Annotated in this window: 17 protein-coding genes; 7 read left to right on the forward strand and 10 right to left on the reverse strand. The window is 71.3% G+C overall.

The window, feature by feature from the left end:
- Positions 1-2 precede the first annotated feature (2 nt).
- Both ACZ4LX_RS13645 and ACZ4LX_RS13650 read right to left on the reverse strand, forming a co-directional pair.
- On the reverse strand, positions 3-956 hold the full coding sequence (locus tag ACZ4LX_RS13645) for a phosphotriesterase family protein (protein ID WP_467638182.1): 954 nt from the start codon (positions 954-956) through the stop codon (positions 3-5).
- Between the two features lie 50 nt (positions 957-1,006).
- A complete protein-coding gene (locus ACZ4LX_RS13650; RefSeq protein ID WP_467638179.1) occupies positions 1,007-1,981 on the reverse strand; it encodes a phosphotriesterase family protein in 975 nt (324 codons plus the stop codon).
- 219 nt (positions 1,982-2,200) lie between these two features.
- Between ACZ4LX_RS13650 and ACZ4LX_RS13655 the strand changes: the two genes are divergently transcribed.
- Genes ACZ4LX_RS13655 through ACZ4LX_RS13670 form a run of 4 tightly spaced genes read left to right on the forward strand, consistent with a single transcriptional unit; the run spans position 2,201 to position 5,637 of the window.
- Entirely contained in the window at positions 2,201-3,373 is a 1,173-nt protein-coding gene (locus ACZ4LX_RS13655; protein ID WP_467638176.1) for a cytochrome P450, read from the forward strand.
- The gene (locus tag ACZ4LX_RS13660) at positions 3,370-3,558 is read left to right on the forward strand and encodes a ferredoxin (RefSeq protein WP_467638173.1); all 189 of its coding nucleotides are present in this window, start codon (positions 3,370-3,372) and stop codon (positions 3,556-3,558) included. Before ACZ4LX_RS13655 ends, ACZ4LX_RS13660 begins: the two co-directional genes overlap by 4 nt.
- Positions 3,555-4,700, forward strand: a complete 1,146-nt coding sequence (locus tag ACZ4LX_RS13665; protein ID WP_467638170.1) for an NAD(P)/FAD-dependent oxidoreductase — start codon at positions 3,555-3,557, stop codon at positions 4,698-4,700. Before ACZ4LX_RS13660 ends, ACZ4LX_RS13665 begins: the two co-directional genes overlap by 4 nt.
- Before the next feature lie 10 nt (positions 4,701-4,710).
- The gene (locus ACZ4LX_RS13670) at positions 4,711-5,637 is read left to right on the forward strand and encodes a LysR family transcriptional regulator (protein WP_467638168.1); all 927 of its coding nucleotides are present in this window, start codon (positions 4,711-4,713) and stop codon (positions 5,635-5,637) included.
- A 93-nt stretch (positions 5,638-5,730) separates the two neighbouring features.
- On the opposite strand, the gene ACZ4LX_RS13675 is transcribed toward ACZ4LX_RS13670, so the two are convergent.
- The 7 genes from ACZ4LX_RS13675 to ACZ4LX_RS13705 all read right to left on the reverse strand — a co-directional run bounded on the left by ACZ4LX_RS13675 (position 5,731) and on the right by ACZ4LX_RS13705 (position 12,025).
- Positions 5,731-6,339, reverse strand: a complete 609-nt coding sequence (locus ACZ4LX_RS13675; RefSeq protein ID WP_467638165.1) for a TetR/AcrR family transcriptional regulator — start codon at positions 6,337-6,339, stop codon at positions 5,731-5,733.
- Positions 6,340-6,442: 103 nt separating this feature from the next.
- Positions 6,443-7,126, reverse strand: coding sequence for a 3-oxoacid CoA-transferase subunit B (locus tag ACZ4LX_RS13680; protein WP_467638162.1), 684 nt, complete (start codon positions 7,124-7,126; stop codon positions 6,443-6,445).
- Entirely contained in the window at positions 7,126-7,818 is a 693-nt protein-coding gene (locus ACZ4LX_RS13685; RefSeq protein ID WP_467638159.1) for a 3-oxoacid CoA-transferase subunit A, read from the reverse strand. Before ACZ4LX_RS13685 ends, ACZ4LX_RS13680 begins: the two co-directional genes overlap by 1 nt.
- Positions 7,815-9,107 (reverse strand): FAD-dependent monooxygenase, encoded by a 1,293-nt coding sequence (locus ACZ4LX_RS13690; protein WP_467638642.1) that lies wholly within the window; start codon positions 9,105-9,107, stop codon positions 7,815-7,817. The genes ACZ4LX_RS13685 and ACZ4LX_RS13690 overlap by 4 nt, the downstream gene beginning before the upstream one ends.
- Positions 9,108-9,303: 196 nt before the next feature.
- Complete coding sequence (locus ACZ4LX_RS13695; protein ID WP_467638156.1) at positions 9,304-10,011, reverse strand: maleylpyruvate isomerase family mycothiol-dependent enzyme; 708 nt, start codon at positions 10,009-10,011, stop codon at positions 9,304-9,306.
- Positions 10,011-10,859 carry a fumarylacetoacetate hydrolase family protein gene (locus tag ACZ4LX_RS13700; RefSeq protein WP_467638153.1) on the reverse strand — a complete coding sequence of 283 codons (849 nt, stop codon included), beginning with the start codon at positions 10,857-10,859 and terminating at the stop codon, positions 10,011-10,013. The genes ACZ4LX_RS13695 and ACZ4LX_RS13700 overlap by 1 nt, the downstream gene beginning before the upstream one ends.
- Positions 10,856-12,025, reverse strand: coding sequence for a cupin domain-containing protein (locus ACZ4LX_RS13705; protein WP_467638150.1), 1,170 nt, complete (start codon positions 12,023-12,025; stop codon positions 10,856-10,858). The genes ACZ4LX_RS13700 and ACZ4LX_RS13705 overlap by 4 nt, the downstream gene beginning before the upstream one ends.
- Before the next feature lie 221 nt (positions 12,026-12,246).
- Here ACZ4LX_RS13705 and ACZ4LX_RS13710 point away from each other — a divergent pair, with 221 nt between their 5' ends.
- Complete coding sequence (locus ACZ4LX_RS13710; protein WP_467638147.1) at positions 12,247-13,023, forward strand: IclR family transcriptional regulator; 777 nt, start codon at positions 12,247-12,249, stop codon at positions 13,021-13,023.
- A 621-nt stretch (positions 13,024-13,644) separates the two neighbouring features.
- A complete protein-coding gene (locus ACZ4LX_RS13715) occupies positions 13,645-15,183 on the forward strand; it encodes an MFS transporter (RefSeq protein ID WP_467638144.1) in 1,539 nt (512 codons plus the stop codon).
- Positions 15,184-15,324: 141 nt separating this feature from the next.
- On the opposite strand, the gene ACZ4LX_RS13720 is transcribed toward ACZ4LX_RS13715, so the two are convergent.
- On the reverse strand, positions 15,325-16,323 hold the full coding sequence (locus tag ACZ4LX_RS13720) for an Lrp/AsnC family transcriptional regulator (protein ID WP_467638141.1): 999 nt from the start codon (positions 16,321-16,323) through the stop codon (positions 15,325-15,327).
- 304 nt (positions 16,324-16,627) lie between these two features.
- Between ACZ4LX_RS13720 and ACZ4LX_RS13725 the strand changes: the two genes are divergently transcribed.
- Positions 16,628-18,268 carry a DHA2 family efflux MFS transporter permease subunit gene (locus ACZ4LX_RS13725; RefSeq protein WP_467638138.1) on the forward strand — a complete coding sequence of 547 codons (1,641 nt, stop codon included), beginning with the start codon at positions 16,628-16,630 and terminating at the stop codon, positions 18,266-18,268.

Below are 18,268 nucleotides of genomic sequence, written 5' to 3' on the forward strand. Positions count from 1 at the left end.
CGCTACTTCTGGATGGTGAGGAAGTCGGCCGGGTTGTCCACGAAGACGGTCCTGATCGCGGCCTCGTCGAGGCCTGCGGCCCGGAGGTCCGGGATGAGGTCGTCGAAGATGTAGTTGACGGTGTGCCCCTTCACGCCGGGCCAGCCCAGCGGGGAGCAGTTGGCGTCGGCCGAGGCGAGGACCTGCTTCAGCCGCCCTTCGCCGATGAACCGGAGGAAGTGGTCCAGGCGTTCCTTGCGGGGGCGGGCCCAGAACGGCGGGTCCGGCAGCTCGGTCTCGTAGCCGAAGGTGTCGAAGCCGATGCGGCCGCCCTGCTCCGCGATCCAGACGTCGCGCGTCCTGTCGGCGTTCACACCGTCGTCGACGTGTCCGAACAGGACGCGGTCCAGCGGCAGTCCTTCCTCGGCGAAGATCGCGATGGCGTTCTCGGCGTCGATCGCGAGGTGGGTCAGGATCGGTACACCGGTGGTGAGCGAGGCGCGGGCCGCGGCGCGGTAGATGCGCTTGTCGAGGTCCGTCATGCGGCCGCCGCGGCTCACCCCGACCTTGATGACACCGGCGCGGCTGCCGGTGTCCCCGATGCCGACGGTGATCTCGTGGACGAACTGCGCGGTTAGGTAGTCCACTTCGGCCCGCGCGAAGTGCGGCAGGGCGGTGTCGCCGCCGACGAATCCGGTGCAGGCGATGATGTGGACGCCGGTCTTCGCCGACAGCGACTTGTAGTAGTCGACGTCACGGCCGTTGCAGATCCCGGTCGCGTCGACGAAGGTCCCGCCCCCGTTCTCGTGGAACGTGCGCAGTTTCGGGACGGTCTCCTCGTACCGCTGCTCGGGGGTCTTCCACCACGTCGTGTCCAGCTCGGAGCCGGGCATGCCGTAGCCAATGTGCTCATGGATGGCCACGAGGCCCAGCTCCTCGGCCGGGATCGTCCCGAGGACGGTGTTCACTCTCGACACAACACTCACCTTTGGATGAAGAGACTTGATGGTCGTGCGCGTCGGTGCGCTCAGCGCACCGACAGCAGGTCGCGCGGGTTGTCCACGAGAATCCGCTGCGCGTCCTCGTCGCTGAGACCCTGTGTCTTCAGGAGCGGGACGAAAGTGGTCAGGATGTAGCTGTACGGCAGACCGTTGCCGGCGTGGCCCTTCGCCACCCCGGTCGCGCTGCTCGACAGCAGGACCCGGTTGCCGTGGCCGGCCCGCACGAGGCCGGTGACCAGTGCTGCTCGCTCGGCGTCGCTGATGTGGGCCTCGTCCTCGACGCCCACGTGGTCGATCGCCACGTAGGCGCCGCGGCGGGCGACCTCCTGGGGGGCGCCGGCGGTGACGGCGTCCCTGCGGTCGAGCCCGGCGACGACGACACGGTCGGCCGGAAGCTTCTCGTCCAGGGCGACGCCGAGGTCGTGCGGGGCGTCGCTGCCGTAGCGGACGGAGACCGCGACCCCGGTGTTCAGGGCGGTCCGGGCCGCGCCGCGCAGCAGGCTCTCATCGGTCGCCGTCATGCCCTCGGGGGTCGCGACGGCGACGACCAGACCGGCGGCGCCGCGTCGCTCCACGCGCGGGACGACCATGCCTTCGGTGACCTCCTTGGTGAAGAGATCGGCGAACCTCTCGGCCGGCCAGGGCGTGGGCGGGTTGGTCTGCGGTGTGAGGAAGTAGCCGCCGAGCAGCTCTTCCGGCCCCTGTCCTGTCGAGGCGACGATGTGCACCCCCGTCGTACGGGAAAGAGCTTCGTACAGCCGGACGTCCCGGCCGTGGAACATGCCGGTGCTGTCGACGACCGTGCCGCCGCCGTGGACCCGGAAGTCCGTCAGCTTCGCGGCGAGGGTCTCGAAGACCTCCGCGCGGTCGATCGTGATGTCGAAGGCGTACTCCGCGCCCGGAACCACCGACATCAGCGACTCATGGACCGAGATGACGCCCAGGTCCTCGGTAGGCACCGGCCCCAGAACGGTGTTCACGGTGTTGGTCTTGACGCTCATGCCTGCCCTCACATGTACGGGTGGGTGCATCGCACCTTGTGGCTGCCGTCACCGTAGCCACTCGCTTTACATCGCGTCAATGAATCAGACACGTAGAAAAAATATTCATCTGAGGGTGTGTTGAGGGCTGCCGGGAGCCGGAGTTCATCAATCCATTGCATGTTCACGCATGCCGATCATTCATTTGTTGGATGGGATGACGGCCACTTCACTGGGCGCATGACCACCCCATGCGTTTCCGATACCGACCTCTTCGCGGACGAGGTCGTGCTCGACCCCTATCCCGTCTACGCCGAGCTGCGGGAGCAGGGATCAGTCGTCCATCTCCGGAAGAACGACATCCATGTGCTGACGCGGTACGAAGCCATCCGTGGCGCGCTCGCCGACTGGCGGTCGTTCTCCTCGGACTCCATCGGGTTCAACCCGGCGGTCAACGAGGCCCTCCGAGGCACCTCGCTCGCGTCCGATCCGCCGGTGCACACCCAGCTGCGGGCCACGCTCACCGAGAACCTCTCACCACGGGCGCTGCGCGGACTGAAGGGGCGGATCGAGGCCAAGGCCGACGCGCTGGTCGCCGGACTCGTCGAACAGGGCAGCTTCGAGGCGATCGACGCCCTTGCGCGGGCCTTCCCCCTGGAGGTCGTCGCCGATCTGATCGGCTTCACCGGACAGGCACGCGACAACATGCTGCGCTGGGGTCAGGCCGCCATGCAGGTCATCGGTCCGATGAACCGGCGCACGGCGGAGAGCTTCCCGGTCGCCGGTGAGCTCTACGCCTGGTGCTCCCAGGTCCGCGCCGCCGATCTCGCCGAAGGGTCCGTGGGACGCGGCATCTTCGACGCCGAGGCACGCGGGGCCATCGCGCCGGGCACGGCGGGCGCGATCATCCACCAGTACCTCGGTGCGGGGATCGACACCACGGTGGCCGCGATCGGCAACGCCGTCGCCCTCGTCGGCTCGCATCCCGGCCGGCTCCAACAGATCCGCGACGACCCGTCGCTGATACCGGCCGCCTTCAACGAGGTGCTCCGCTTCTGGGCCCCCGTGCACGCCTGGGGCCGCCGCGCCACGGAGGACGTCGAGATCGACGGGACCGTCATCCCCGCGGGTGCCCAGGTAGCCGTCCTGTTCGGCGCCGGCAACCGCGACCCCCGGCACTTCGGGGACCCGGACACCTTCCTCGTCGAGCGAAACCCCGTCGACCACCTCTCGTTCGGCTACGGCCCGCACGGCTGTGCCGGCCAGGGGCTCGCCCGGCTGGAGGCCCACGCGGTGATCGGCGCACTGTCCCGGCGCGTGAAACGCCTCGTGGCCGGACCCGAGGTCCGGATTCCCGGCAACATCACCCGGAGCATCGAGGAGCTCCCCGTCCTGGAGGTGGTTCCCGTATGAGGCTCGTTCTCGACCGGCCCCGCTGCGAGGGCCACGGCCTGTGCGAGGAAGCGGCGCCGCAGCTCATGCACCTCGACGACGACGGCGAACTCGTCATCGACCGCGAGGAGATCGGCGGTACCGACACAGCCCCGGCGAACGCCGCCGTCCGCGTGTGCCCGGTCGCCGCGCTGAGGATCGCATGAGCGGCGCGACGAGGGACCGCATGGTGATCGTCGGCAACGGCATCGCCGGGCTCACCGCGGCCGACACGCTCCGAGAGACCGGCTTCGACGGCGAGCTGACCATCGTCGGCGACGAACCGTACCCGGCGTACAGCCGCCCGGCGCTCTCCAAGGCTCTCCTGCTCGACGGGGCCGACATGACGTCGCACGAGCTTCCCCCGGCCGGCCACGGGGCGACGGAACTCCTGGGCGTACGCGCCACGGGGCTGAACCTCGACGGCCGCCTCGTCACGCTCGACGACGGCACCGCCCTGCCGTACGACGGCGTTGTCCTCGCCACCGGCTCCCGGGCGCGACGACTGTCCGGCCTGCCCGGCGAGCTCACCCTGCGGGGTCTCGACGACGCCCTCCTGCTGCGAGGCCGGCTGGCGGCCAGGCCCTCGGTCGTCGTGATCGGCGGGGGACCGCTGGGGATGGAGATCGCCTCCGGCTGCCTGGCCGCCGGCTGCCGGGTCAGCCTCGTCTCCCGGGGCATGCCGCTCACCGGCCGGCTCGGCCCGCACCTCGCCGGCGTCTTCACGGCTGCCGCACGGGAACGGGGGCTCACCCTCGTGGAGACGGGACCGGTACGGATCGAGGGGGCGGGGGAGAGCGCCCGTGCCGTACTCGACGACGGCACGGTCCTCGAAGCGGATCTGCTCGTGTCCGCCGTCGGCGACATCCCCCGAACGGAATGGATCGCGGACTCCGGGCTGGTCGGCGAGGGCGGCGTCATCCCGGTCGACGCCCGCGGGCTCGTCCGCCCCGAGGTCGCCGCGGCCGGCGACCTCGCGGCCTTCCCCACCCCCTGCGGACCGCGCCGCCTCCCGCTGTGGAGCAGTGCGATCGAGCAGGCGAAGACCGCCGCCAGGGCACTCGTCCATGGTCAGGACGCGCCCCCGCTCCGGCTCCAGCCGTACTTCTGGACCGAGCAGTTCGGACTGCGTCTCACAGCGGCGGGTTCTCTGCCGCCGGAGGGGGAACCCCGGTACGTCGACGGAGGTCCCGGCGGTGGGCCGGCGCTGATGCGCTGGTCCCACGCCGACGGCACCGGTGCGGCAGTGGCGCTCAACTACCGGATCCCGGTCCCCAGGCTGCGTCGCCTGACCCGGGTGGCCTCGTAGGGTCTGCTCCATGAACGACGGCGAAGAGGGCACCACGGGTTCGGGACTGGACCGGCTGGCCTCGGTCAACCTCAATCTGCTGGTGCCCCTTCTCGCGCTCCTGGAGGAGGGATCGGTGACCAGAGCGGCGGAGCGGGTGGGGCTTTCCCAGCCGGCGATGAGTCACGCGCTCACCCGCATGCGGCGGCTGCTGGGTGACGACCTCGTCGTCCGGCAGGGGACCGGCGTCACGCTCACCCCGCGAGCGCTGGAGCTGATCGCTCCGCTGCGCGGCGCTCTGGAGCAGACGGCACGCGTCGTCGACTTCCCGTGCTTCGACCCGGCCACGGACCGGCGCGTCATCACGGTCGCCATGACGAACAGCACGGCGTTCGTCGTAGGGCCCCACCTGACCCGGCTCGTCGCCGAGCGCGCCCCGCACGCCACCTTGCGGGTGCGCACGATCACGGTGCCGACCGAGGCGACCTTCACCGACAAGGGCGTCGATGCCGTGCTGCTCTCCGAGGGCCACTTCTCGCCGTACCCGCGCGAGCGGCTGTACAACGACCGCTGTGTGGTGGTGGCCTCACCGGATACACCGCCCGGGGCGAGCGCGATCGAACTGCTCACCACACAGCGGCACATCGTCGTCGACACCGAACGGCGGGTCTTCCCCTACGCGCTGCTGGAGGAGCACGGGATCACCTACCGGGTCGGCCAGCTGATCTCCGACTTTCTGCTGGTCCCCTTCCTGGTCGCCCGGGCCGGCGGTGGCGTCGCGCTCCTGCGCTTCCAGGTGGCCACCGCCATGCGGGCGCTCACCGACCTGCGGATCGAGGAGTTCCCGTTCCCGCTGCCGGGACTCGGGATCGACATCGTCTGGAACCCGCGCCTGACCGATCAGCACTTCACCGCATGGCTGCGAGCGCTGCTGTTCGACGCCGCTTCGAGTCTGTGACGCCTGCGGCGGAGCCGCTGATCGGCGCTGCGGCGCGCGTGACCACGACGGTGGGGCCGCTCGACGAACCCGCGCGCGTCACCGCGACGGCGCTCAGTGCAGCAGGCGGACCCAGCTCGTCCCGAGCTCGTCGAGCATCTGGTCGCGGGTGAGCTTCCACTCGGCGCGATGCCAGTGCTGCGCGACGAAGTCGAGCTCGGCCATGGCCAGCACACCCCGGAAGTGGCGCTGATACGGCTCCAGGCGCCCGGCCGCCGCCAGCCCGTCCTCGATGTCGCCGATGGCCTCCTCCATCCATCGCTCGACCAGGTCGGTGAGTTCCGGATCGACCACGGCGGCGTCCCGGCCGATCCGGATGAGGGGCCAGATCGCCGGCCAGCTGTCGGCGGTGCGGCGCAGCCAGTCGGCGATCGCCTCCGGCGATCCGTCGGCGACCGTGGCCACGAGGCCCTGCGCGGTGGAGCCGTGCTCGGGAGAGCCGACGCGCTGCAACACCTCGTTGAGCTGCTCGTCGATGAGGGCCTGCATCAGCTCACTGCGGGAGGAGAAGTACGCGTAGAAGGTCGCCCGCGTCGTACCCGCGGCGGTCGCGATGTCGTCGACCGTGGTGACGGCGTACCCCTTCGTCTTGAACTGCTCGATTCCCGACTCCAGCAGCAGGCGACGGGTCATCTGCTTCTGTGCCTCACGAAGGTTCGCCATGCCCGGATCCTAACGCGACATGGCTCGCCGGCCGGACGGGGTGGCCAGGCAGCACACGGACCGCACCGAGTCCTGACGCCCCGTATACCGACCGGCGGACGGCTCATCGGACCAGGTCGACGTCGAGAAGTTCCCGCAGCTCCTCGACCGTGATGCCGTACGTCTCCAGGACCCTGACCCCGTCCGGCCCAGGTACGAAGACGCCGTAGTCGGTGTAGACGCGGCTGACGCAGCCGCTGCCGGTGAGCGGGCAGCCGCATACGGGCACGAGTTTGGGGACGCCGTCCCGGGTGAACAGCCTCATCATCACCAGCACCTCCCGGGCACCGACGGCGAGGTCCATCGCGCCGCCGACCGCGGGAATGGCATCCGGGTCACCGGTGTGCCAGTTGGCCAGGTCACCCCGGGCCGAGACCTCGAAGGCCCCGAGGACACACACGTCCAGGTGACCGCCCCGCATCATCGCGAAGGAGTCCGCGTGGTGGAAGTAGGCCGCTCCGGGCAGCTCGGTGACGGGCACCTTCCCGGCGTTCGTGAGGTCGGGGTCGATCTCGTCGTCCGCCGCGGCCGGGCCCATTCCCAGCATGCCGTTCTCGGTGTGCAGCACGATCCCCGTGTCCGGTGGCAGGTGCTCGGCGATCCTGGTCGGCTGCCCGATGCCGAGGTTGACATAGGAACCGGGCGCGATGTCGCGCGCGATACGGGCCGCGAGTTCGTCGGTGGTGAGCGGGCCCCGGCCGAGGTGCTCCACGGGACCCGTCCCGGGCATGGTGTTCGTGGCCGTCATCAGCGGGCTCCTCGGACGGTGAGTCGGCGGGCCTCGGCCCGCACGAGGCGGTCGACGTAGATTCCGGGCGTGACCACGGTCTCCGGACCGATCTCCCCGACCGGCACGATGTCGGTCACCTGGGCGATCACCGTCGTGGCCGCCGTGGCCATGACGGGGCCGAAGTTCCGGGCGGTCCTGCGGTAGACGAGGTTGCCCATGGTGTCCGCGCGGTACGCCGAGATCAGAGCCACATCCCCCCTGACCGGGTACTCCAGGACGTGGACACGGCCGTCGATCTCCCGGGTCTCCTTGCCCTCCGCCAGCAGTGTGCCGGCGCCCACGGGGCAGTAGAAGGCGCCGATCCCCGCGCCCGCGGCCCGGATCCGTTCGGCGAGGGTGCCCTGCGGCACGACCTCCAGCTCGATGCGCCCTGCCCGGTAAAGCTCGTCGAACACATAGGAGTCGCTCTGCCGGGGGAAGGAGCAGATCACCTTGCGGACCCGGCCCGCCCCCAGCAGCGCGGCCAGCCCCGCATCGCCGTTCCCGGCGTTGTTGGACACCACGGTCAGCTCACCCGCGCCCTGCCGGATCAGGGCGTCGATGAGGTCGAACGGCATGCCCGCCAGACCGAATCCGCCCACCAGAACGGTCGAACCGTCCTCGACACCCGCGACCGCCTCGTCGGCCGTCGCTGCCACGGTAGTGATCATGCCTGTGCCACCTCGTGAGCGACGTCGTCCCCGAGCCGGGCCGAGGAGAGCGGGATCGGGGTGAACATCGCGGGTTCCTCATCGGGGTCCAGCGCCGTGGGACCGTACACCCAGTCGGTGAATCCGTAGTCGTGGTCGTCCCGGCCGCGCATGATCGCGTTGCGCCGCAGCCGCTGCTCCCCGTCCAGGTGCCACAGCTCGCCCCAGGCGCGGGCAGTGGTCTGTACCCGGCGGCAGTGCTCGACGCGGACCGCCTCGTAGGAGGTGAGGACGGCGTCCCAGTCCGGAGCTCCGGCGCCCCCGTCCGGTGTGGTGTCCATGTCCGCCTCCGCTGCGGCGGTCTGGCGTGCGACGTGCCGGGCGAGGACCCAGCCGTCCTCGATCGCCATGATCGCGCCCTGCGCCATGTACTGCAGTGGCGGGTGGGCGGCGTCGCCGAGCAGGGCGATCCGGCCGTGCACCCACGTCTCGACCGGGTCCCGGTCGAGCATCTGCCACCACCGGTCGCGCCACATCAGGGGAATGCCCTTGCGTACGGTGTCGCAGGTGGCGGCGAAGGCCGCGTCCAGCTCGTCCGGAGTACCCCAGTCGTCCTTCCCCGCCAGTGCCTTCGGGGACTCGAACACGGCGACCTGGTTGAACATCTCGCCGCCCCGCAGGGCGTACTGCACGAAGTGGCAGCGCGGACCGACGTACACGGTGACGTCCTTCTCCGCGATGCCGTTGTCGCGCACCTGGCCGATCGGGACGGCCGCACGGTAGGCGACGTAGTCGGAACTGACCACCTTGTCGCCGACCAGTTGGCGCCGGGCCACGGAGTGCAGTCCGTCGGCGGCGACGACCACCGGTGCCTCCTCGGTGCTGCCGTCCGCCATGCGGATCCGGGCGCCGCCGTCGATGTGCTCGTAGCCGGTCACCGTCCGGTCGGTCAGCAGTTCCACACCGGCCCGGCGGCAGGCGCGCAGGAAAATACCGTGCAGGTCGCTGCGGTGGATCACCATGTACGGAAAGCCGTAGCGCCGCTCCACGTCCCGCAGGTCGAGCCGGGTCAGCTCACGGGAGTCGAGGGCATCGCGCATCACCATGTTCTCCGGGAGCACACCCAGCTCCTTGGCCTCGTCGAGCAGACCGTACTCGTCCAGGATGCGGGTGCAGTTCGGCGCGATCTGGAGGCCGGCGCCTACCTCGCCGAACTCCTGGGCCCGTTCGAGGACGCGTACGCGCAGCCCCTGCCGGGCGAGGGCGAAAGCGGAGCTGAGGCCGCCGATGCCGCCTCCGACGATGATCACGTCGGGCTTTTCGCCGGTGGGAGCGGGTGCGGGATCCCCGGTGGGAGGGGTCGCAGTATTCATCGTCTTGTCCTCGGATCGCGGGAGCCGTCGGGTGAGTCGTCGGGTGACAGAAGGGCGGGAGGCGTCGTGCGCCGATGACCGCGATGGGGGCGGGGAGCGGGCCCGACCGCCCGCCCCCGCCCGGTCGGGTGGATCAGAGCCAGCGGGCCAGGACGGGAGCAGGCCCGCCGCCGGGCGCCACGAGTGTGTTGGCGCGCCGGGTGAGATACCCGGCGATCTCATCGAGACCGCCGACGATCACGGTCGGCTCGCCCTCACCGGGAAGCGTCCAGAACGCACCGCTGCCCGTCGCCTCCAGAACCAGCGCCGGGCCGGACTCCTTCGCGCGCTTGGCCACGACATCGTCACAGAGCGCGGCGAGGAAGCCGGCCGGCAGGTCCGCGAAGGTCAGGCCGGTGCCCAGGTCGACAGCGTGGACGCACACCTCGCGGGCGCGCATCCAGGGCAGTTCGGTGGCGGCCACGGTACGGCCCTGCGCCGTCACCACCGGGGCCTGCCACCGGGCGTCGTCGAGCGCGGCCGTGGCCCCCGCCAGCTCCTGCGCGCTCAGGCGCAGCCATGCGGTGAGCTCGGCGGCCGGCATCGTGGCGCCCCGCTCGATGGCGGCGGCGCGCTCGTCCGCGGAGGCGTACATCGGGGTGGGCTCACCGGTGGCTGCCCAGTGGACGAGATTGCCCAGGGCATCGGCGTTGGCCGCGACATGCGCGACCAGGTGCTTGCGGGTCCAGCCGGGCAGCGCGCTCGGCTCGCTCTGTCCGGTGTCCGAGAGGTCTGCGGCCTCCACGAACAGAGCGGTGCCGAACTGCGCCCAGCGGCGCGCGTCCTCGAAGGTACGGGACATCAGGCCGACTTCTCCTCGACGACGCGGTTCTCCAGGCGGCCGATGCCGTCGATCTCGGCGACGACCGTCTCCCCGCCCAGCAGGTAGCGCCTCGGCACGCGGGCGTGCCCGACACCGCCCGGGGTGCCGGTGGCGATGATGTCGCCGGGGTTGAGACGTGTGATCGTGGAGACGTACTCCACGAGGTGTACCGGGTCGAAGAGCAGGTCGGCAGTGGTGTCGGACTGCATGAGCTCGCCGTCCACGGTGAGCCGGACATCGAGCGTGGGACGCACCCCGCCGGGCAGTTCGTCGGGTGTCACGAGGAACGGGCCGACGGGAGTGCTGGAGTCCCACATCTTGCCCTGGAGCCACTCGCGGGTGCGGAACTGCCAGTCCCGGCAGGTGATGTCGTTGAGGACGGTGAACCCGGCGATCGCCTGTTCGGCCTCCTTGCCGCGGGCGCGGCGCACCTGCTTGCCGACGACCACCGCCAGCTCCACCTCCCAGTCGAACTGGCCGGTCTCCTCCGGCCGCCGGATGTCGTCGCCCGCTCCGATCAGGGAGTCGGCGAACTTGGCGAACAGGGTGGGGTGATCGGGCAGGTCCCGGCCCATCTCCGTGATGTGGGTGCGGTAGTTGAGCCCGACGCAGATCACCTTCGAGGGCTGCGGAACGACGGGCGCGTACTCGGCGCCTTCCACGGTGTACGCCGTGGAGTCCGCGGCGGTGGCCGAGGCGGCGCGCGCGGCCCAGCCGTCCAGGCCCAGCAGAGTGCCCACGTCCGGGACACCGAGGTCGATCAGGACGTCGCCTTCGACCCGGACGGCCGTGGTGGTCGTGCCGGTACGGAGGGTGGCGAGCTTCATCGGGTGGTTCCTTCCACATGGGTGCGGTCGAGCCGGAGGGCTTCGAAGATCGGGGAGTCGCTGAAGCGGAACAGGTCCAGGGCACCGGAGTCGGAGTCGGTGGTGCCGGCCTCGGACCGCATGGAGAGGGGCTGCCAGGACGGGACGACGAAGAGGTCGCCGCGTGTCACGGTCCAGGAGCGCTCCCCGACGGTGACGGTGCCCGAGCCGTCGAACACCTGGTAGACCGACGAGCCGGTCTCGCGGACGGGGGCCGTCTCGGCGCCGCGCACGACGCGGTGCATCTCGGCCCGGATGGTCGGCAGCACGTCCGCGGCGGTCGCCGGGTCGGTGAACCGGACGGCGGCGTGACCGGGCCCGACAGTGCCGGCGAAGCCCTCGGCCTCAAGGGCCAGCTGGTCGCTGAGCGCGCGGTCGGTGTGCTCCCAGCGGTACGCCAGCAGCGGCGTGCCGGGGGCGGACGCGGTGGCGGCGACGGGGCGCAGCCCGGGGTGGCCCCACAGGCGCTCGGCGCGCGAGCGGTCCGGGGTGATGCGCTCGGCGTCGCTGATCCCGGTCCGGCCGAACTCGAAGAACTGGGTCTCACTCGCGTACTGGAACGGGATGTCGAGTCCGTCGATCCAGGCCATCGGCTCGCCGGCGGCGTTGTGGTGCGCGTGCATGTTCCATCCGGCCTGCGGCAGGAAGTCGCCGCGGCGCATGGCCACGGGATCGCCGCCGACGACCGTCCACACCCCCTCGCCCTCGACGACGAACCGGAACGCGTGCTGGGTGTGGCGGTGCTCGGGAGCGTCTTCCCCCGGCATCAGGTACTGGATGGCGGCCCACAGGGTGGGTGTGGCGAAGGGGCGGCCGCCCAGGGACGGATTGGCCAGCGCGATGGCGCGGCGCTCGCCACCGCGGCCGACCGGGACGATCTCGCCGGCCTGTGCCGCGAGGGCCCGCAGCCGCTCCCAGCGCCACACGTGCGGCACCGCGTGCGAGTGCGGATGGGCCGGCATCAGGTCACCGATCTCGGTCCACAGCGGGACGAGAAGTTCCTGTTCGAAGCCCCGGTAGAGCTCCTGGAGCGCCGGGGTGACCGGGGGCTGGCCGGCCGCGGAAACGGCCCGCAGCCGGACGGGGGAGCCCTGGTCGATGTCTTGAGCGGGGGAGGACTGAGTCACGGCCTCAGCGTGCGCCCGCTTCGCCTGTGGGACATGTAGATTCTGGAGAGCAGAATCTTTGGCTCCGTCCTCGTCCCGAGCGGCACGCTGTCGCACCGGACGCGGGGCGGACACACGCGCTGCCGCACCGGGCAGCAGGGGAAATCGTCCTGCCGCACCGACGCGGGGCAAACGCCCTGCCGCACCCGACGACGCGGTGGGAGCCGGCCCGAGGAGGCATCGTGGACAAGCCGCTCAAGACGCCGCCGCCGTATCCCGTCGCGAGCGTCGACCACGCGCTCAGGACGGCGACCATGCTGCAGCTGGAGGGCGGGGCGACCGTCTCGCAGATCGCCGAACGGCTGGGGGTCGCGCGGTCCACCGCCCACCGGCTCCTGGCGATGCTCGTGTACCGGGACTTCGCCGTGCAGGACGAGAACCGTGTCTACCGGGCGGGCCCCGTCCTCGAACTGGCGGCGCACTCGCAGTCCCAGGTGTCCCGGCTCCGGGCCGCCGCACTGCCCCACCTGCACCGGCTGGTCGACCTGCTGGACGAGACGGCCAACCTCACCATCCGCACGGGAGACACGACCAGGTTCATCGCCAGCGTCGAGAGCCGGCAGGCACTGCGGGTCGGTTCCCGGGAGGGAATGGTGTTCGCGGCGCACCGGACGACCGCCGGGCTGCTTCTGCTCGCAGGGCTGGACGAGGCCGAACTGGCGGAGATCTACTCCGCCGCGCGCTACCGCGACCACCCCGCGGACCGCCCGGACCTCGCACGGCTGCGCAGCGAGCTGCGGCGTATCGCCCGCAACGGGTTCGCCGTGAACCAGGAGCGCTCCGAGCGCGGACTTGTCGCGGTCGGCGTCCCGGTGCGCGACCGGGACGGGGCTGCGCAGGCCGGGCTGTCGGTGTCGATGCCCAGCGTGCGCTACGACTCCCACGACCTCCCCTCTCTGGTGGCGACACTCAAGGCCGCGGCGCACGCGATCGAGGCGGAGCAGGCCGCGACGCACTGACCGGGCGGCCGGGCAACCGGGCGGCGTGAGGAACGGCCTCCGGGAGACGGCGAGCCCACTGGGCGCACATCGGCGTGCCCAGGCGCGCTGCGGTGCCTCCGCGCCCGTCCCGTCACAGTCCCGGACCCCCTTTTCTCCCTACGCCCTCTCCGCCCTCTCCATCCATGCCGCACGCCTCCCGCCGCGGCAGCTCCGTATGACGTCGAGGCAATTTACCTGAAGCGACGTACATTTCATTGACATGCTGTATTGCGAAGTGTCATTCTCCACGGCACCACGCCGGATTCGAGCCGCGTACCTTCTGGGCCTGCCCTGTGCGGACAGGTGCGGCGAGCCGCCGGTGTGATCACGGCGGAGGAGGACGGGGCACTCGACGACGACCTCGTCGGCGTGCCCGGGGCCCGAGAACCGGCGTGCGCGGTGAGCGACGCTCCCCGCCCCCTCCCCTCGCTACGGCCGTCGGCCGGAGCCTGTCCCGCCCGAGACGGCGGGGCCCTCACCTTCCCAGCCAGGGAGAAAGCAATGACGCTCAACAAAGGGACAGCGACGTCCCACGGCCCAACCGCGGGGGCTGCCCGGAAACCGGGCTACGCGGGGACGCTGGCTGCTACCAGCTGTGCGGTGTTCGTGGCACAAGTCGCCAACGCGCTGCCGGCATCGCTCAACGGACTGTTCCAGGAGGACCTGAACACCCACGGCTCCCAACTGACCTGGATCACCTCGGCCTTCATGGTCGCCGTGGTCTGCTTCGAATTCACCTTCGGCGTGCTCGGCGACCGTTTCGGCCGCAAGAAGCTGATCACCGCGGGCGCCGGCCTCCTCGCCATCGGCAGCGCCGTGGCCGCGGTCGCACCCAGCGTGCAGGTCCTCTGGGTCGGCGCGGCGCTCAACGGGCTCGGCGCCGGGGCACTGTTCCCGGGCTCGCTCACCATGCTCGCGTCCGTCACCCGCACTCCGCGGGAGCGGGCCCAGGCCGTCGCGCTGTGGAGCGGCTTCCTGTCCGCCGGCGCCGCCCTCTCGCCCCTCCTCGGAGGGGTGTTCGCCGAAGTCGGTTCCTGGCGCGGTTCCTTCTGGGTGCTCGTCGCTCTCGCCGTCGTGAGCATGGTGCTCACGCTCCTGCTGACCTCCGAGTCGAAATCGGCGGAGGGCCGCGAGCTCGACATCCCGGGCCAGATCACCTTCGCGATCGGTCTCGTCCTGGTCCTGTACGCGGCCGTCGAGGGCCCCGAGTCCGGGTGGACGACCCTTCCCGTCATCCTGTCCGGCATGCTCGGCCTGGTCTTCCTCGCCGGCTTCGTCCTGGTCGAGGTGGGAGCCAAGTCCCCGATCTTCGATCTGAGCCTGTTCCGCAACCGTGCCTTCACGGTGTCATCCGTCGTCGCCGTGATCGGGATGCTCGCCTTCCTCGGCGCGTGCTTCGCGACGAGCATGTGGCTCGGTCCGGTCCAGCACCAGGAGCCGCTGCGCGTCGCCGTCCCGTTCCTGCTGCTCCAAGGGCCCGCGTTCGTCCTGATCCCGGTCGTCTCCCGGCTGCTGCACCGGGTTGCCCCGGCCTGGCTGCTCACGTCCGGCTTCGGGCTGATGTCCATCGGCTGCTTCCTCTGCACCGGGCTCGATGTCGCGGACCCCGGCCTGACCGCCTTCGTCGTGCCCGACCTGCTGATCGGCATCGGCTTCGCGCTGTGCGTGAGCTCGGTGACAGCGGTGGCGCTGGACAGCGTGCCGCCGCAGCTGGCCGGCATGGCGAGCGCGACGACCAACATGCTCCGCGACCTCGGTTTCGCGCTCGGCCCCGTCGTCGTGGGCGCGGTCGCCCTGTCCAAGGCGGCCTCGGCGTTCTCGTCGAACCTGAGCGGGGCGGATCTTCCGGCCGATCAGCTCGGAGCGGCACGCGGAATCGCTGGGCAGGGCGGGCCGATCGCGGTGAACGGTCTGCCGTCCGGCACTCCGGGGGCGGCGGCGCACGATCTCGCCCTCGATGCCCTAGGCAGCGGATTCGGCACCGCATTCCACATCTGCGGTACGGCCGCGGCCGTGGCCGCGGTCCTGACAGCCGTCGGCATGATCGGCGTCAGGCCGCCGGACCGCTCCCTCGGCACGGGCTCCGCGGAGCCCGCTCCCACGGAGCGGGACGGGGCGCGCGAACCCGCGGCGATGTAAACGGCGGCCCCGGCCGGGGCTGCCGCCCCAGGTCGTCCCGGCCGGGGCCGGCGGAAGCCCGGCCCCGGCCGGCCGGCGGGTGAAGACGCGGCCCCGGAACCACCGGCCCCCGTCACACGACACGAGTGGAAGCGGAAGTCGTCACTGGACGGGTGCGGGAGGGACCAGCCTGCCGTGTGAGATGAGGGAGGCGGCCTGCTTGAGGCGCCGTACCCGGATGCTCACCCCGTAGGCGTCGACGCCGGGGGTGGTGGCGAGGCGAGTGGTCAGATACCGGTAGAACTCCTCGGCGTCGCGGCAGATGACGATCGCCATCATGTTGTGGTCGCCGCTGATGGCGGCTGCGAACGCGACCTCGTCGTGGGCGACGATCGCATGGCCGGTGCTTTCCAGGCAGGCCGGGGCGACGCGCAGCCAGAGGGTGGCGTTGAGGCGATAGCCGAGGTGTTCCGGCAGCAGGTCGATGTCGTACGAGAGGGTGCCGGACGTCTCCAGGGACTCCAGCCGGCGGGCGACGCGGCCCTTGGACCATCCGGTGACTTCGGCGAGCCGTGTGTGTGAGGTGCGGCCGTCCTCCGCGAGGGCGTCGAGGAGCGGACGGTCCTCGGCGGTGAGGGGGAGCAGGGGGCCCGCCGGGGCAGCGGGCGGACTGCCGGCCAGCCGCCGTTCCTGCTCCGCGGTGAGGTGTCCGCCGTAGCCGGTCCAGCCCGATGTGCCAGGGGCCCTGAAAGGATGGATGAGCAGGTCGATGCTCAGGTCGAGGACGGCGGCGGACCTGGGCAGCTGCTGGAGCAGCATGTCCGCACGCGGGGCCTGGAGCGGTGAGCGGATGACGCAGATGATCTCCGAACCGCCCGAGGCGATGCCGACGTAGGCGATGTCGGGGCGCCGGGCGAGCGCGTCGGCGAGTGGCCCGGCGCGGTCGGGACGGCAGCGAATGCGGGCAACCCACTGCGCCTCACCGTGCACGGCGGGATCGATCAGGCCGACGACCCGCATCACGCCGGCGCGGCGCAGAGCCTGATAGCGGCGGGCCACCGTCTGCTCCGACACTCCGCTCACCTCGCCGATCAGGCGGAACGGGGCACGCGGCGCGTGATGAAGCGTGCGGAGGATCTTCATGTCCAGGTCGTCGACCATGGCGGAATTGTTTCACGCGGGGCGCTTCTGGCGGAGGTTTGGCCCCAAACAGGGCCACCGCTTCGTTGAATCCGTGTGATCCCACCGATCCTGGGTCGCGGCCCGGTCCGCACAGCGGACCCGGTGCGTCCCGGCCCTCGGCCCGCACCGGTACGAACGGTGCCCCCGGGTTCCGTGACGGTCCGGAGCGCCGGGCCCGGCAGAGGGACCCGACCGCCGGGGCCCGGCCGGGAACCCGGCCACCAGGGCATGGAACCCCGCTGGACATCTACCGCGGCGCACCGCGTCGCAAAGGAGTGCTTTCTTGAACGTCACACCCTTGGCGAGCGGCCGGCCCGACCGGCGGACGGCCACACTCGTCATGGCCTGCCTGGGCGTATTCGTCGCCTACCTGCCGGTGACCACCGTCTCCGTGAGCCTGCCCGCCATCCAGGCGGCGCTGGGAGCGTCGACGGCCCAGCTGTCCTGGGTCCAGGACGCGTTCGTCCTGCCCATGGCGGCGTTCATTCTGACCGCAGGCGTGGTCGGCGACGTCCACGGGCGCAAGAAGGTCTTCCAGGCGGGCCTGCTGTTCTCCGCCGTGGGTGCGGCCGTCGCACTGGCGGCCCCGTCGATCCAGCTGCTCTGGGCTGGCCAGGCCATCGCCGGAATGGGCGCGGCCGCCCTGCTGCCCACGACCCTGGCCCTGATCAGCCACGCCGTGCCCGACCACCGGGAACGCGGCAAGTTCATCGGCCTGTGGGCAACATCGCTCCTGATGGCGCTGGCCGTCGGCCCGCCGATCGCCGGTGTCGTCCTGGAACACGCGGCCTGGCGGTGGATCTACCTCCTGGTCATTCCCGTCTCGCTGATCGCGATCGTCTTCGCCGCGCGGCTGCTGACCGACTCGCGAGCCCCGCACGGGCGACGGCTCGACTGGCCGGGCCAGATCACCGCGGCGGTGGCGATCACCGCGCTGGTGTACGGAGTGATCGAGGGCGGCGCCGGATCCTTCACCGACACACAGGTCCTGGCGGCGCTGTTCGTGGCACTGGCCGGTGCCGTCGCCTTCGTCGTCGCGGAGCGGCGCAGCGACAGCCCGATGCTGGATCTGGCGCTGTTCCGCAGCCCGGCGTTCACGGCCACCACCCTGGTCGCGATGATCACCTTCCTGGGGCTCATCGGCTTCTTCTTCCTGCTGAGCCTCTACTTCGGCCTGGTACAACAGCTCGACACGCTTCAGGCCGCCTGGCGCCTTCTCATGGTCACCGGCGCCGCCATCGTCGCCGGCGGTCCCGTCGCACGCCTCATGCACCGGGTCCCCGCACGCACCCTGATCACCGCCGGGCTGCTCGTCGTCTCCGGCGCGCTCCTCTCGATGACCACACTCGACGCGGACACGTCGTTCGTCTCCATCGCATGGCGGCTGGTCCTGCTGGGCCTCGGAATGGGCGGCGTCCTGACACCCATGACCGCCACCGCCGTCGCCTCCGTCCCCCACCACCTGGCCGGTATGGCCGCAGCGGGCAACAACACCTTCCGGCAGATCGGCGGCGCACTCGGTCCGGCCGTTCTGGGCGCTCTGCTCACCTCCCGGGCCCTCCACACGTTCCCCGCCCATCTCGCCGACGCCGGAATCACGGGAGAGAGCCGGCGGAGCATGGTGGACACCGCCCGCGAGGGCGGGCTGGGCGCGGTCGCCGGGATGAACCTCGGCCCGCATACCGGTCAGGCCCTGGGCGCCGTCGCCGACGCCTTCCTCGACGGGCTCCGACTCTGCCTGATCGTCGCTGCGGCGCTCACCCTGCTCGCGGCCCTCGTCTCGGCGGTGCTGCTCCGGCCGAAGACGTCCACCGGGACGGTGACGGTCGCCGGGGCCACCCCGCGTCCGGAGGCCGCCCCCGACGCCGACGCGGTCACAGCCGGAAAGGGAGACGGTCCGGCCGCGGTGCGCCGGCCCGGGTGA

The sequence above is a fragment of the Streptomyces sp. NPDC026062 genome, assembly GCF_055568375.1.